Below are 12,796 nucleotides of genomic sequence, written 5' to 3' on the forward strand. Positions count from 1 at the left end.
GTCTATACGAAAAACTGCTCTTTTTATCCAACAATTTTTAAAAGATGCAAGATTAATTTTATTTTCCCCAAACTCAGATCACAAAACCTGGAGGAAACAGATAGACGTATGACACTCAAACGTTTTTACACCATCCTTTCCGCTATGATCCTTATCAATCTTCTCTACGGACCACTCGTAAGAGCAACAGATTCTGGATTGGCATGTCCCGATTGGCCGTTATGCCATGGGAAGTTTGTGCCAGAATTTACATTCCAAATTTTTATGGAAGTGGGCCATAGATACTATTCTGGTATCTTAGGTATTCTTGTAGGGATCGGCTTTATATGGATACTTAGAAATAAAGAGACTCGTGAACGACTGGGAATTGCTGCGACCTTGTCGCTTTTTTTCCTGATTTCACAAGTAATCCTTGGGGGACTGACTGTCACAAAGCTCCTCCACCCAACAACCGTTAACCTACACTTACTCAACGCAGTTTTATTATTATCTGCATGCCTTACCGTTCGTTTACTCATCTCGGAATCCAGGTCGTCCGTATTCCAATGGAAAAGGCCCGGCAAATATTTTTTTGTTTTTGTACTCATTGTTGTTTTATACCAACTTTTTCTTGGAGGAAAAGTGAGTTCTCACTATGCAGGACTTGCTTGCCCCGACTTCCCTACTTGTTACGGAGAATGGTTTCCAAAGATGATAGGTACCATCCGTTTTCAAATGGAACATAGATTGTTTGGTTACATCGCAACTCTCTCCGTTCTTTCGTTGTCCGCTTACGGAATCCTCTACTTAAATAATGAAAAAGTTAAAAAGTGCCTTAAAATTGCGGCATATTTGATTTCTTTCCAAATTCTTCTTGGCGCCATGAACGTTTTATATCAACTTCCGAAACTAATTACCGGATTACACACGCTAAATGGTGTTCTCGTATTCATGTTTTGTTTTATTGCTGCTTTTTATCATTTTAGGTCTGAGGAAAAAGAGGTTTTATAATGTTCCGATTGTGGAACCAACTCACAAAACCTAGAGTCACTGTACTTGTCCTTGCTACCGTTCTTCCGGGAATGTATTTAGGAACTACGGGATATCCATCTCTTTGGGAAATATTCATCACACTTTTTGGCACTTACTTAATGAGTTCCGCCTCTTTCATTCTCAATCAATACATTGAAAGAGAAAGAGATGCTGTGATGTACAGGACAAAACAAAGACCGATTCCTTCTGGTGAAATTTCACCTATTTTTGCGCTTTCTTTGGGAGTTACCGTTGCGGTTCTTGCATTTGGAATTTTAACTTACTTTGTCAACCTGCTAACGGCCGTTTGTGCTTTTTCGGCTTTACTTTCTTATGTGTTTTTATATACAATTTGGTTAAAACCAAGAACAGAACAAAACATTGTTATCGGTGGGATTTCTGGATGTATTGGACCACTGATTGGATACGCTGCCATGGCGAATGCCCTTCCCATCCCAGCTTGGGTTTTATTTTTAATGATTTTTCTTTGGACACCGGCACATTTTTGGGCATTGGCGATTTTCTTAAAAGATGATTATGCGTTTGCAGGAATTCCGATGATGCCTGTGGTTTCAGGAATTCAGAAAACAGTGAACCAGATTTTTTTATATGCTATTGCTTATTCTGCTTCCGTCATTGGGTTTTACTTTGCGGATCCTCGGATGGGCGTACTCTTCCTTATTTCTGCAATCCTCCTAACGATTTTGATTTTGGTATTTGCCTATCGATTGAAACTTTCCCAAGATAAATTACTCGCAAAAAGGTTTTTCTTCTTTAGCATCCTCCACTTATTTTTGGTAAGTTTAGCCATAGTCATCGATTCTAAAATCTAGGTTTTTTGATTGATTTGGGTGGGATTCCTGGTTTTCTTCAGCCCATGAGCATACTTGCACGTTATTTCTCTAAATCCGATTTGGATGAAATTAAGTCAGCGGTCGGAGAGGCAGAGTCCAAAACCTCCGCAGAAATCGTTCCCTTTTTTGCCGAATCTTCTCACCATTACAAGGAATGGGCCTGGTTTGGAGCCTTTCTTATGGGTGGGCTCAGCGGTGTTACCTTTTATACAGCCCAAAATCTTTATAGTCTTGTTTGGGGTGGCGAGTCCTTCTTTGCTGTTCTTTCTGTTTGGGTTGGGGCACTTTTGGGGTTAGCCATCACAGCAGTATTCCCAAAAGTCAGAATCAACTTAGTATCTAGGGGCGCAAAACAATACTTTGTCGACCTAAGAGCCAAAGAAGCCTTTTTAGATGAAGAAGTTTTTAGAACCAAAAATAGAACAGGAATTTTAATCTACATTTCTTTATTTGAACACTTCGTGCGAGTATTACCTGATAAAGAAATTGCGAAAGTAGTTCCTAAATCTGAATGGAATGAAGCTGTTCGTTTGATTGTGGATGGGATGAAGTCGAATAAGAAAAAAGATGGGATTGTTTCGAGTATTCTCTTTTGTGGAGACCTCCTTAAAAAATACAATATCCAAATTGAGAAGGACGACAAAAACGAAATCTCCAACGAAATCCGTGACGGTGGGAAATTGATGTAATGAATATCAACCCTAAGTCTATAAATACAAAATTACATTCTATTATTAAACAACCGAAAGTATGGTTATTTGTTTTGGTTCTTTTGCAGACCTTTACAGAGCTCTCTCCTTTCCCAGTTCCTAAACTCGAAAGACGAGTGATGGACCATGCAGGAATTTTATCAGAAGCTACCATAACCCAATTGGAATCCAATCTAAAACAATTTGAAGTGGATACATCTAATCAAATTGCCGTATATACGACCCCTAGCCTACACGATGAAACCATAGAAGATGTCTCGATCCAGATCTTTGATGAATGGAAACTGGGACAAAAAAACAAAAACAATGGTGTCCTCCTTCTCATTGCACCTAACGAAAGAAAGATGAGAATCGCTGTGGGCCGAGGTCTTGAAGGGGCCCTCACCGACATACAAGCTAAACAAATTATCCGCAATGAACTTAGGCCCAGTTTTAAATCGGGTGATATGGACGGTGGAGTTACTGCAGGAGTCAATGCCATAATGGCTGCCATTCGTGGGGAATACGCACCTTCAGAAGATGATGTGGACACAACTGGGAGTGATGCTTCTGCAGAGGTCACATCAGGAGTGGTTGGTGCCATATTTACATTTTTTTCTCTTTTTATACCAGCCGTTGGCGGAATTGTTTTCAGTATCATAGGCATTTTAATCACTTATCCTTTGTTAGTTGAAATCTTTGGTGGAACCGTTGCACTTTTTGTTGCTATTGCCCTATTTGTTTTGGTAATGATTTTAAAAAGAATCTTTGGCCTTGGCCAAGGTGGTGGCGGGTCTGGAGATGGTTTTTTCAGTGGTGGAGGTTGGTCTAGCGGGGGAGATTCCTGGTCCTCCGGTGGTTCTGATAGTTGGTCAGGTGGTGGTGGAGATTCTGCGGGGGGTGGGTCTTCCGGCGATTGGTAGATCAGAATTTTGATTACTATTGGACAAACTAATTTCTTTAAATGGGAAGCCAAATTGATTTACAGAGACCACCTAACATAACTTTTTGTTAGGTGATTTCTATAAAAATAAGAGTGGAATCATCCTTCCACTGTGATTTGTTCATCCTCTGAAATAACATGGTTTGGATAGAGGGAACAACTTCCGCAAATGGTAAAGATACGGTACTTTGAATTACCTCTAACAAATCGGTCCAAGCCTGGGTTCCATCTGATTCGTTTAACTCTTCAAACAAACCGTCGGTATACAAAAAGATTCGGTCCCCCGATTCCACCTTTGATTCTAATATTCCATACCGGTAGTGTTCCAAAATTCCAATGATGGGACCTGTGTTTTCTAACTTAGCGAAGGCTCCATTTTTTTTCATGTGGATTTGGTTTTGGACACCGCCTCCCGCGTAACGAAGGATTTTTTGATGAAAATCAAAATCCATTACGAGTGCTGGGAAATAAATTTGAAGGTCTGCATTTTTATCATAAAAATGTTGGTTCATGTAAAACAACAAATCATTCGGTCGCATGGCAACAGCAGATACACGCTCAAATTCCGATTGGATCATCATGGAATAGAGCGCCGCTTGTAAACCGTGACCTGTCGCATCACCCAAGAAGAATCGATAATAAAAATCCTGAATTCGTTTTACGAAATATATGTCACCACCAACTTCAGCAATTGGTTTGTATAAAATATCTACTTTCAAATAAGAATCTATATCGGGGAGTTTAGTGACACTTTGGATGATGGACTTCGCAAGTCTCATATCCTTTCCAATTTGATCCAGTTTTCCTTGCAGTTCCTCTGTTTTGTCTTTGACTCGAGTTTCCAGTCGTTCATTTAATTCTTTTAGTTGGTTTTGTACACCTTGTAAAGTTTGGTTTTTATCTGAAAGTTCAATTGCCAAATCTTCTGCCTCAACAAATCCTTTAGAAAAGTTTCTAGCTATGTAAATGGACTGTACAAAAAACATAGTAAATATTCCAAAATGTATGGTAAGGGGGCCATGAATGATTAGGTTATTTACCAAAATATCATTGATAAAACTGGCAATAAAGATTGCAAAACTAACCAAAAAGATAATGGAACCTGGTAACGAATCACGAATGGCTCTGGCCAAAACAAAAAATGCATAGAATGCTCCCGCCAAAGTAAAAATCTGAAACGGAACCATTAAATACGTGTAAAACGATGATCTAGTCACCAAAACAATAAAACAAAAAGCAAAACCTAGGTATTTTAAGAATTCATAAACTCGTCTTGAAAAATAAGGTTTAAAGAGTAAATAAACGTACCTGGCAAAAATAGGTGTGATTAGAAAGAAACTTAAGTAACTTAATTTTAAATGGATTTCCCATGGAAGGTCAGGATACAATTGAATAATGTATTTATTCCCTGTAACAAACACCCGTAAGGCGACAAGAATACAAGTGAGCGCAAACCAATAAGTAAACGGATCTTTTTTTCTGTTCCAAAATAAAAACAAATGATAAATACCCATAAACAAAATGCTTCCAACGAGCAACATATCTCGTAAAATAGCGAATTCATATTTGTTATGGATATCGGAGGTTCTTCCAAGTATGATCACTTGGGCAGGTCCCCCCTTTCTATGGTGGTAATTGGAAATTTGTAATAGTATAGAAGTTTGGTTTTCTTTTGGAAAAAAATCGACAATGCGAGGACGGTATTCGGGTTTTCCAGTTTGGTAGGAGGTGGCTACCACACCGTTCGATGTCACTTTCACCCCATCAATAAACAGGTTGTAGGCGGTCTCCATCTCAGGGACCTTTAAAGAAAGGGGAATTCCTTTATGTCCATGATTTATTTTAAGGCTAAAGGTAGCATAACCATCACCAGCAAGGAATCCCCTTTTAAAAAAAGACTCTGACCAAATTCCGGGAACTTCAAAGAAGTGAGGTTCTCGTGTTGAGTCCAAAGTTTCTAACTCTATGGGAGAAATCAAAAGACCAGGATAGTATTCCCAGTCTCCTGCAAGTTCTATTGTTTTTGTTTGGTCTTTTAGATACGACTCGGCAGATAGAACCCCTCTTTCCACCTTGGGAGGCACTTCTTTCGGCATACAGGAAATCAGTGCCAAACACCAAACCATTCCGAACCATCGGAAATTCATTGAGAATGCTAGTTTAACTGACCTATAGGCGATTCTGAACGGGGATGTACTTTCTTTGGTTTTCACCCACATATATTTGTTTTGGACGAACTTTTGAGAAGTCTCCCTTCATCCTTTGTTCTCTCCAATGAGCAAGCCATCCAGGAAGTCTACCAATCACTTGCATTACAGAGAACATATTCTTAGGGATTCCCAATGTGTGAAATACTAACCCTGAGTAATATTCTAAGTTAGGATAGAGGAGATTTTCCATAAAATAGGAGTCGTTCCAAACTATTTCGTCAATTTGGAGAGCCACATCTTCCACGGCACTCAACTTTCTACCTTTATAAAATTCGCGTATGATCTCGCGAGCCACTTGGGCACGAGGGCTTACCACATCATAGGCCTTTTGTCCAAACCCGTTAGTTTGAATGTTTAGGCCACCACGTTTGAACCTTTCGAAATAATCTTTAACGGGTGTTTTTGTTTTGATGATGTCTTCAATAAGACCAATCGCTGCGGTGGGTCGTCCACCTTCACGAGCTCCCCATTGCGCCATGATCCCAGCTGAAATTGATGCAAATAAATTGGCTTGTGTGGATCCAACCACTTGTACGGCCGTGTTGGATACATTTTGTTCGTGGTCCGCATGTAGAATCCACATTTGGTTTAATATACGATCAAACTCTTCGGGAACCGCATAATTGTCCGCAGGCATTTTATGCATCATGTAAAGGAAGTTGGTGCAATATGGATTTTTATCCAATGGATAAACAAACGGGTGTCCTACGGCATGTTTGTATGTGAACGCAGCAATGGTACGAATTTTTGCGAGTAATCTTGCGATTAGATCCACACCCATATCCAGCTTCTCTTCATATTCTTGAAGATAATAACTAGAAAGAGAAGTTACCATCACCGATAAAACAGCGAGTGGGTTGGCAACACCAGGAAAACCATCAAAGAGATTCAACATATCTTCGTGGATCATTGAGTGTTTAGAGAGGCGACTTGAAAAATCGTTTAACTCTTGCTTGGTGGGAAGATTTCCATAAATTAATAAAAACGAAGTTTCCACAAATGTGGAATGGTAAGCAAGTTCTTTCAGGTCATAACCACGATAAGTCAATTCACCTTTTTCTGGATCACGTCTAGATACTTTCGACAAACCGAGGGCTGTGTTAAACAAACCGGGATCCACTGTGACTAGGCCGGTTTTTCTATAAAAATCGGTTAGGTCGATTCCTTCTTTTCCATCGGTACCAACGATGACCGGTAATTTGTATGTTTTGCCCTTGACGTGGAATTCCACTTCACTCATGAAAAGACCTCTCTCCCTCCTATCTTACGGAAGGGAAGTTTGGAATCTAGAATAATTTAGACTTGGGTGAGTGCAGAATTAAGAGAATCGTGAATGAGGACAAAGTCAGTCAAACCAACAATATCCATCACCTTACGGAAGTGGGTATTGAGTCCGGCAAACTCGATTTTTCCCTGGTTCTCAGATGATTTTGTGATCAGGCTGATCAGGGTGGCAATTCCAGCAGAATTGATATAAGAAGTTTCAGAAAAGTTCAAAATGACACGAAGGCGTTTGTCTGCCGGGATGGATTCGTAAGATTCAACAATCTCTTCTTCGGCTTCGGATGTGATTTCGCCAGAAATATGGATCACAGGGAGATTTCCCCCGTTCTCAAATCCCAATCGAATCTTAAACTCTTCCATCATTAGCTTCCAGGGAAATCCACCGAGAACGCGGGTCAACTAAAATTAGGATTTCGATTTTCTTTCTTCTTTCGTCATTCGACCGAAGGGTTGTTTGCATTTTCGACAGACAAAGTATACATCTGTTGGTGTAGCTGATATCCCGACAAGACCCATGGCGATCATTCCCCAAGCGGAATACTTTACAACTTTGCGTGCACTTTCATCGTCACGTGTGGTCCCACAATCACAAGTGGGTCGATCAGCTTTTTTAATGATTTGGTTCATAAAGACAAGTGTTCGGTTCCGACCCGTAGGCGGAACCGAAAAAGACAATGATTAATTTTTAGAAAGGTGTTCTACGTATTTAGCAAGGATGCGAATGTTATCATCACCCAAATGTCCGTAAGCAACCATAGGAGATCCTTTGATTCCTTCTTTTAAAGTTTTAGTCACGCCCGCAGCAGTGTTTCCATTTTTCCATTCAGAAGCAGGAGATTTGTAGTTTCTTGGTTTTGGGTTGAGAGCAGCAGCAGCAGCACCGTCACCAGCACCTTTCTCACCATGGCAAGAAGAGCAGTTTTGTAGGTAGAGTTCTTCCCCTTTTGCAAGATCAGGATCCGCACTAGCACTAGATTCAACAGCAGCTGGTGTTTCTTCTTTTGGTTTGGAATCGCCACAGGCTACCATCACGAATGCGAAGGAGAGTGCGAATAAAGAGACTAAGACTTTTTTTGAGTTCATTTCTTACTCCGAGATAAGGATGGCTCCAGTCTCTCATCCTTCTTGTCTTTTGAAAAGAAGAAATCACTGTTTTTCTAAAAGATTTGAGAGAGCCTTTTCTAAATTTTGAAACTGAAACTCATAACCGGTAGAAAGAAGTCGTTCGGGAAGCACATACTGTCCTTTCGTTACCACAACGGATCCTTCTCCATAAAGCGCTTGTATGGCGAAGGAAGGGACTTTGAAAAGGTTGGGACGGTGCAGTGTTTTTGCCAAAACACTAGAAAATTCTTCATTACTGACCGGAAAGGGTGATACCAAATTATAAGCACCTGAGGCTGATTCTAACTGCATTAAGTGTAACATGGCAGAGATGAAATCCAATATATGGACCCAACTCATTCCTTGTTTTCCAGTGGCAATGGCACCACCTACCCCCATCAAAAAAGGAGGAATCATTTTTTCCAAAGCTCCCCCTTTAGGAGACAAAACAATCCCTGTTCGCAATACCAAAGAGCGAATGCCTGCCGATTTCAAAAGAAGAGTTTGGTTTTCCCAATCCACACAAAGTTTGGCAAGGAAATCGTCCCCAGGCGGGGAATTTTCAGTAAATGGCTCGTGAATTCCTTCCGTCATTCCATAATAACCAACGGCACTTGAGTTCACAAAAACCATTGGTGGCGATTTTAAATCCAAAACACGTGCGACAAGTCCTCGCGTAAAATCAACGCGAGAAATACGAATGAGTCTTTTTCGTTCTTCTGTCCACCGAACGCCCGCTATTGGCTCACCAACTAAATTAACGATTGCATCCAAACCTTCTAAGTCTGCTGTTTGTGGGAGAATGCAAGAAACGAATTCCAATTCAGGGTAGGAGGAAAGTTCAGGTGGTAAGGAAGTTTTTCTTGAAAACACTCGGAAACGATGTCCTTTACGGACTGCAGTTTCAATGAGTGTTGTACCAATAAGGCCGGTACCACCTAGGATCCCAATTTTCATCTGATCTCCTTTCGGATCGAATCATAAAAAAAGAAGTAGCCCATTTTGTTAGTAAACGTAATTTTTTCTTTCATATGAGATCCGTAATTGTCCTTCCCATTCTCTTCGCCATTTCTCTTGTTCTCTTCGGGAACTACTATTTATTTTCCGGAACAAAAAAAAGTATAAACCAATATAATGAAAATCCACCGTTCCGTATCGAAGATAGTACAGGATCTGGTGGCCTTCATTTGCTATTAGACAAAGATAAAAATACGGTTTGGAGAAAGAAACAAAACGCTAAAGAAGAATTTGATTTTTTCTTAGAAATGAAACTATCACATTTTTGGGATGGAACTCAATTTTTACCACGCCAGTTTCAAAATCTGATTGTTTCTGCTTGTCCTGGTGAAAAACTACCTGCATTCCAAATGCGATTTTTATTAAGGGAAAGTATCAACGTAGACAAAGAGCTAAGAATGCCCAAAGATGAACTAACGTTCGTTTACCGGTTTGAAGAAAAAAATAAATCCGAAGTTTCGATTCCTCTCTCTAAACTTCCCAAATTTCAAAAAGAAACCAACTATCCAAAAAACATTCACATCCTAACACCAGAATTCAAAATCCTTTCCGCAGAAGGATGTCTTTCAGAAGTGGAACTTAAGGAAATACCGTGACATGTTTTAAGCAGTATTTTGTTTCGAATGATTGAGATGTTTTAAAAAAGTGCGGGTTTCTGTGAAGGTCTACTAGAGAATATTTCTTTGACAAACAAGGAATCTAAATCAAGTGCCCTTGGTTTGTTTCTCGATTTCTGCTTTTAGTTCGATGATACTCATATACAAATTAGCAAATGTTGTGAGTTGGTTCATGGCATCTTGCAATCCTGCCTTAAACAAAAGTCCGTTGTCTAAATGTTCTCGAAAGATGGTAAGCGGGTTTTCCGCCTCCATACTCTCTACCGTTTTTTGGTAAGATTCCATCAGTTCCCTTTTATCAACGAGAGACTCTGGAACCTTCCAACCATTAGACAACCGACTCATAAAGGTTTATCTACCTTCGACTTCTAGAAGTTTGGTGGTCTTTACAATCAAACGAGTGACAACATAAAACACCAAACCAAATCCAAAAAACCAAGTATGGAAAGGTTTCCAAATTCCAGTGATGTCCGCGGAACGGAGTGCTGGTTCCTGGTAGTAAACTTGAATCAAATCGAAAACTGTAAACACAACGATGATTCCAAATAAACTTGGGTATTCTCGTTTCCAAATATTGCGAAAAGAAAAACCTAATTTGGGTTTTACATAACCGGAAAGTCTAGGAATGAAAGCTGGAGTTTTGTCTGCCCATTCCAAATATCCTTTTGCAAATTTTCCACGGAGGAAGTATTCTTCAGCGAATATAATTCTTTCGTAATATAGATAAAAGAACATGATGTAAACGAGTGCAAAAGCAAAATCCCGGAGAATAAACACTGGGCCAAGATACATCAGAAAATTCCCTACATAAAGAGGGTGCCTTACTAACGAATAAATTCCTGATTGGTTTACCACATCAGCAACTTGTTGTTTTGTGTTTCTACCCGAAGTGTTTTTGGGAGTGTATCCAATCGTAAAACATCTAACAAAAAGTCCCGCAAAACTTACAAGAAATGCACCACAAAGCCAATATAAATTGGTGTTATAGTTACCTTGGAAATAAGGGACATACGGTAGATACAGTAAGGAAAGGAACAAAATGACTCCTGGAATGTAGGAGCGCCATCGGAAGAGAAAATTGCCTTGTTGGTTGAGTTCTTCTATAAGTGCCATGTGAATTCGTACTTGCTTCCTTTGATTAAGTTGTTAGCATTCGTCCTATGTCAATCAAATCCTTTATCCCTGCAAAGTTCAATCTCCCGGCTTTATGGTTTACGGATCTGACTTTACCCGTTCTCAATAAAATGCTCCACAACCTCGAATCCATCGAAATTTCAGAAACGGACCAAAAGACATTAAAATCCTTTCAAAAAGAAAGACTACTTTATATCTCTAACCACCCTACCACCAAAGAACCTGGAATTGCTTACCATGCGGCCAATCTTATGGGTTCTCGGTTTCACTATATGGCCGCAAGAGAGGTGTTTGAATGGGCTTATGGATTTGTCGGTGACTTCATTCAATCCATTGGGGCCTATTCCGTGTTAGCTGGAGCGCCAGACCGCGAGTCGCTCAAAGCCTCAAGGGATATTCTTGCCTCCAAAGGGGGAAAACTTGCTCTTTTTCCAGAAGGAGAACCCACAAGTGGAATGAACGATACCCTCCTTCCCTTCCAACCAGGAGTGGCCCAATTGGGTTTTTGGGGGTTGGATGATGCACTAAAAAAAGATGCAGAAGCAAAAATTTGGATTTTACCTACCTTCGTTAAGTACAGAATGAACGGTTCCATTGATTCCATGCAAAAAGACATCGACCAAACCATAACCAGAATGGAACAGAAGTTAGGGATAGAAAAAACTGGCAAAGATATCGTCCATAGATTTTTATCTGTGGGGAAACGAATGATTGAAAGGGAAGAAAAAGAATATGGAGTTCCTGTAGAAGAAGGGAGAGCCGATGACTTTGACTACCGATTGGGTAGAATGCGCCATGCCATGCTCGACAACATAGCAAGAAAAGCCAATATCCCCAAATGGGATGCAGATGCCAACGCCATAGAAAAACTCAGAAGGATCTTAAGTGTTCTTGAAATGGTGTCTGTGGGAATGCCCGATCCGAACGGTGAACTCCCAAGTCTAGAGATGGCAACTTGGGCAAGAAAGGCCGCGACCAAAGCTTATGACTTTATTACCATCCAAACTGCTTATATCAAAGAACTACCGAGTGCGGAACGATTGTATGAGTTTTTATACCGCTACGAAAATGAACTTTTTGGAGAATTTCGCCCACGACCCCACAAAGCAATCGTTAGATTCGGAACACCATTCACGATCAATGAGTATCTAAGTTCTTATAAAGAAGACAAAAAGAAAACGCTAGATTCCATTACAGAACGTCTAAGAAAAGAGTTACAAACAATGCTTGTGGAAGAAAAATCCAAATCCAATCCCTTGTTTCCGAGCCAATATATTTTTTAATGGAAGCATTTAGTCCAGAACAAGTAAAGGACTGGGTCAATCAGTCTAGTCCCATAGAAATGACAACCTATGGTGCTTCCAAAACATTGGATGAGAACTTGGTAATCATACTGGATGCACTTACAGAAAAATATGGGATCTCAGACTTATCCGCAATCCTTTTCACTATCGTTAAAGACCTAATCCTCAACGGCTTTAAAGCCAACTTCAAAAGATTATTCTTTCAGGAAAATCAATTAGACATCCACTCTCCCGCCGACTATGAGTTAGGTGTCAGAATGTATAAAAGCCTCATCCTTTCCGGTCGAGGAAATACATTTGAACCCTTGGCAAAAGAAAGAAATCTCTATGTTCATATCAAAATCGAACACAACAAAGACCAAATCAAGTTTGATGTAAGAAACAACACTACCCTCGTGCGAGGGGAGATGCAAAAAATCAGAAACTCTCTCCTTCATGCACAAAACTATAATGACATCATGGAATACTATATCGAAAGAGGAGACAATTCCGAAGGAGAAGGAATTGGAATTGCCCTTTGTGTGATCTTACTGAAAGGAGAAGGCCTTCCTACAGACCAATTTCGCATCTACCATGAGGATGGAGAGACCATTGCCCAACTCACCATTCCACTGAAGAAAGACTAGCCC

15 protein-coding genes are annotated in these 12,796 nt (G+C 40.1%); 8 read left to right on the forward strand and 7 right to left on the reverse strand.

All coding sequences use genetic code 11. From position 1 onward, the window contains the following. The first annotated feature begins 108 nt into the window (after nucleotides 1-108). Genes LEP1GSC195_RS00815 through LEP1GSC195_RS00830 form a run of 4 tightly spaced genes read left to right on the forward strand, consistent with a single transcriptional unit; the run spans nucleotide 109 to nucleotide 3,477 of the window. Nucleotides 109-990, forward strand: a complete 882-nt coding sequence (locus LEP1GSC195_RS00815) for a COX15/CtaA family protein (RefSeq protein WP_015679602.1) — start codon at nucleotides 109-111, stop codon at nucleotides 988-990. Next, nucleotides 990-1,844, forward strand: coding sequence for a heme o synthase (locus tag LEP1GSC195_RS00820; RefSeq protein ID WP_015679490.1), 855 nt, complete (start codon nucleotides 990-992; stop codon nucleotides 1,842-1,844). Before LEP1GSC195_RS00815 ends, LEP1GSC195_RS00820 begins: the two co-directional genes overlap by 1 nt. A 44-nt stretch (nucleotides 1,845-1,888) precedes the next feature. Next, nucleotides 1,889-2,554, forward strand: a complete 666-nt coding sequence (locus tag LEP1GSC195_RS00825) for a TPM domain-containing protein (protein ID WP_051122335.1) — start codon at nucleotides 1,889-1,891, stop codon at nucleotides 2,552-2,554. Next, a complete protein-coding gene (locus LEP1GSC195_RS00830; RefSeq protein ID WP_015679689.1) occupies nucleotides 2,554-3,477 on the forward strand; it encodes a TPM domain-containing protein in 924 nt (307 codons plus the stop codon). The genes LEP1GSC195_RS00825 and LEP1GSC195_RS00830 overlap by 1 nt, the downstream gene beginning before the upstream one ends. 88 nt (nucleotides 3,478-3,565) lie before the next feature. Here the strand turns inward: LEP1GSC195_RS00830 and LEP1GSC195_RS00835 are convergent, their stop codons facing one another. The 3 genes from LEP1GSC195_RS00835 to LEP1GSC195_RS00845 form a co-directional block, all read right to left on the reverse strand. Continuing rightward, complete coding sequence (locus LEP1GSC195_RS00835; RefSeq protein WP_051122329.1) at nucleotides 3,566-5,593, reverse strand: SpoIIE family protein phosphatase; 2,028 nt, start codon at nucleotides 5,591-5,593, stop codon at nucleotides 3,566-3,568. Nucleotides 5,594-5,666: 73 nt separating this feature from the next. Further along, entirely contained in the window at nucleotides 5,667-6,947 is a 1,281-nt protein-coding gene (locus LEP1GSC195_RS00840; RefSeq protein WP_015679559.1) for a citrate/2-methylcitrate synthase, read from the reverse strand. Nucleotides 6,948-7,003: 56 nt separating this feature from the next. Then, entirely contained in the window at nucleotides 7,004-7,354 is a 351-nt protein-coding gene (locus LEP1GSC195_RS00845) for an STAS domain-containing protein (protein ID WP_039926089.1), read from the reverse strand. 91 nt (nucleotides 7,355-7,445) lie between these two features. Here LEP1GSC195_RS00845 and LEP1GSC195_RS19785 point away from each other — a divergent pair, with 91 nt between their 5' ends. Next, the gene (locus LEP1GSC195_RS19785) at nucleotides 7,446-7,673 is read left to right on the forward strand and encodes a hypothetical protein (RefSeq protein ID WP_198012750.1); all 228 of its coding nucleotides are present in this window, start codon (nucleotides 7,446-7,448) and stop codon (nucleotides 7,671-7,673) included. On the opposite strand, the gene LEP1GSC195_RS00855 is transcribed toward LEP1GSC195_RS19785, so the two are convergent. Beyond that, nucleotides 7,670-8,074 (reverse strand): c-type cytochrome, encoded by a 405-nt coding sequence (locus LEP1GSC195_RS00855; RefSeq protein ID WP_004787200.1) that lies wholly within the window; start codon nucleotides 8,072-8,074, stop codon nucleotides 7,670-7,672. The two genes, LEP1GSC195_RS19785 and LEP1GSC195_RS00855, sit on opposite strands and share 4 nt — an antisense overlap. 63 nt (nucleotides 8,075-8,137) lie before the next feature. Beyond that, complete coding sequence (locus LEP1GSC195_RS00860) at nucleotides 8,138-9,052, reverse strand: TIGR01777 family oxidoreductase (protein WP_015679694.1); 915 nt, start codon at nucleotides 9,050-9,052, stop codon at nucleotides 8,138-8,140. 74 nt (nucleotides 9,053-9,126) lie between these two features. Here LEP1GSC195_RS00860 and LEP1GSC195_RS00865 point away from each other — a divergent pair, with 74 nt between their 5' ends. Continuing rightward, nucleotides 9,127-9,708: a hypothetical protein gene (locus LEP1GSC195_RS00865; protein ID WP_015679627.1), complete on the forward strand. Its 582-nt coding sequence runs from the start codon at nucleotides 9,127-9,129 to the stop codon at nucleotides 9,706-9,708. Between the two features lie 108 nt (nucleotides 9,709-9,816). Here the strand turns inward: LEP1GSC195_RS00865 and LEP1GSC195_RS00870 are convergent, their stop codons facing one another. Together LEP1GSC195_RS00870 and lmtA are read right to left on the reverse strand one after the other, a co-directional pair. Next, a complete protein-coding gene (locus LEP1GSC195_RS00870) occupies nucleotides 9,817-10,074 on the reverse strand; it encodes a hypothetical protein (RefSeq protein WP_015679555.1) in 258 nt (85 codons plus the stop codon). Between the two features lie 6 nt (nucleotides 10,075-10,080). Next, nucleotides 10,081-10,842, reverse strand: a complete 762-nt coding sequence (gene lmtA / locus LEP1GSC195_RS00875) for a lipid A Kdo2 1-phosphate O-methyltransferase (protein WP_015679471.1) — start codon at nucleotides 10,840-10,842, stop codon at nucleotides 10,081-10,083. Between the two features lie 47 nt (nucleotides 10,843-10,889). On the opposite strand from lmtA, the gene LEP1GSC195_RS00880 reads away from it, so the two are divergent. Both LEP1GSC195_RS00880 and LEP1GSC195_RS00885 read left to right on the forward strand, forming a co-directional pair. Beyond that, the gene (locus LEP1GSC195_RS00880) at nucleotides 10,890-12,146 is read left to right on the forward strand and encodes a 1-acyl-sn-glycerol-3-phosphate acyltransferase (RefSeq protein WP_015679467.1); all 1,257 of its coding nucleotides are present in this window, start codon (nucleotides 10,890-10,892) and stop codon (nucleotides 12,144-12,146) included. Further along, the gene (locus LEP1GSC195_RS00885; RefSeq protein WP_015679510.1) at nucleotides 12,146-12,793 is read left to right on the forward strand and encodes a hypothetical protein; all 648 of its coding nucleotides are present in this window, start codon (nucleotides 12,146-12,148) and stop codon (nucleotides 12,791-12,793) included. The genes LEP1GSC195_RS00880 and LEP1GSC195_RS00885 overlap by 1 nt, the downstream gene beginning before the upstream one ends. Nucleotides 12,794-12,796: the final 3 nt, after the last annotated feature.

This window comes from Leptospira wolbachii serovar Codice str. CDC, assembly GCF_000332515.2.
GTDB classification, from domain to species: domain Bacteria; phylum Spirochaetota; class Leptospiria; order Leptospirales; family Leptospiraceae; genus Leptospira_A; species Leptospira_A wolbachii.

What these genes read in the sequence shown, in the direction of transcription:
- LEP1GSC195_RS00845 (WP_039926089.1), bottom strand. Translation starts at nt 7,354, where the DNA reads ATGATGGAAGAGTTTAAGATTCGATTGGGATTTGAGAACGGGGGAAAT.
- LEP1GSC195_RS00870 (WP_015679555.1), bottom strand. Translation starts at nt 10,074, where the DNA reads ATGAGTCGGTTGTCTAATGGTTGGAAGGTTCCAGAGTCTCTCGTTGAT.
- lmtA (WP_015679471.1), bottom strand. Translation starts at nt 10,842, where the DNA reads ATGGCACTTATAGAAGAACTCAACCAACAAGGCAATTTTCTCTTCCGA.
- LEP1GSC195_RS00825 (WP_051122335.1), top strand. Translation starts at nt 1,889, where the DNA reads ATGAGCATACTTGCACGTTATTTCTCTAAATCCGATTTGGATGAAATT.
- LEP1GSC195_RS00860 (WP_015679694.1), bottom strand. Translation starts at nt 9,052, where the DNA reads ATGAAAATTGGGATCCTAGGTGGTACCGGCCTTATTGGTACAACACTC.
- LEP1GSC195_RS00835 (WP_051122329.1), bottom strand. Translation starts at nt 5,593, where the DNA reads ATGCCGAAAGAAGTGCCTCCCAAGGTGGAAAGAGGGGTTCTATCTGCC.
- LEP1GSC195_RS00820 (WP_015679490.1), top strand. Translation starts at nt 990, where the DNA reads ATGTTCCGATTGTGGAACCAACTCACAAAACCTAGAGTCACTGTACTT.
- LEP1GSC195_RS00855 (WP_004787200.1), bottom strand. Translation starts at nt 8,074, where the DNA reads ATGAACTCAAAAAAAGTCTTAGTCTCTTTATTCGCACTCTCCTTCGCA.
- LEP1GSC195_RS00840 (WP_015679559.1), bottom strand. Translation starts at nt 6,947, where the DNA reads ATGAGTGAAGTGGAATTCCACGTCAAGGGCAAAACATACAAATTACCG.
- LEP1GSC195_RS00815 (WP_015679602.1), top strand. Translation starts at nt 109, where the DNA reads ATGACACTCAAACGTTTTTACACCATCCTTTCCGCTATGATCCTTATC.
- LEP1GSC195_RS00830 (WP_015679689.1), top strand. Translation starts at nt 2,554, where the DNA reads ATGAATATCAACCCTAAGTCTATAAATACAAAATTACATTCTATTATT.
- LEP1GSC195_RS00865 (WP_015679627.1), top strand. Translation starts at nt 9,127, where the DNA reads ATGAGATCCGTAATTGTCCTTCCCATTCTCTTCGCCATTTCTCTTGTT.
- LEP1GSC195_RS00880 (WP_015679467.1), top strand. Translation starts at nt 10,890, where the DNA reads ATGTCAATCAAATCCTTTATCCCTGCAAAGTTCAATCTCCCGGCTTTA.
- LEP1GSC195_RS00885 (WP_015679510.1), top strand. Translation starts at nt 12,146, where the DNA reads ATGGAAGCATTTAGTCCAGAACAAGTAAAGGACTGGGTCAATCAGTCT.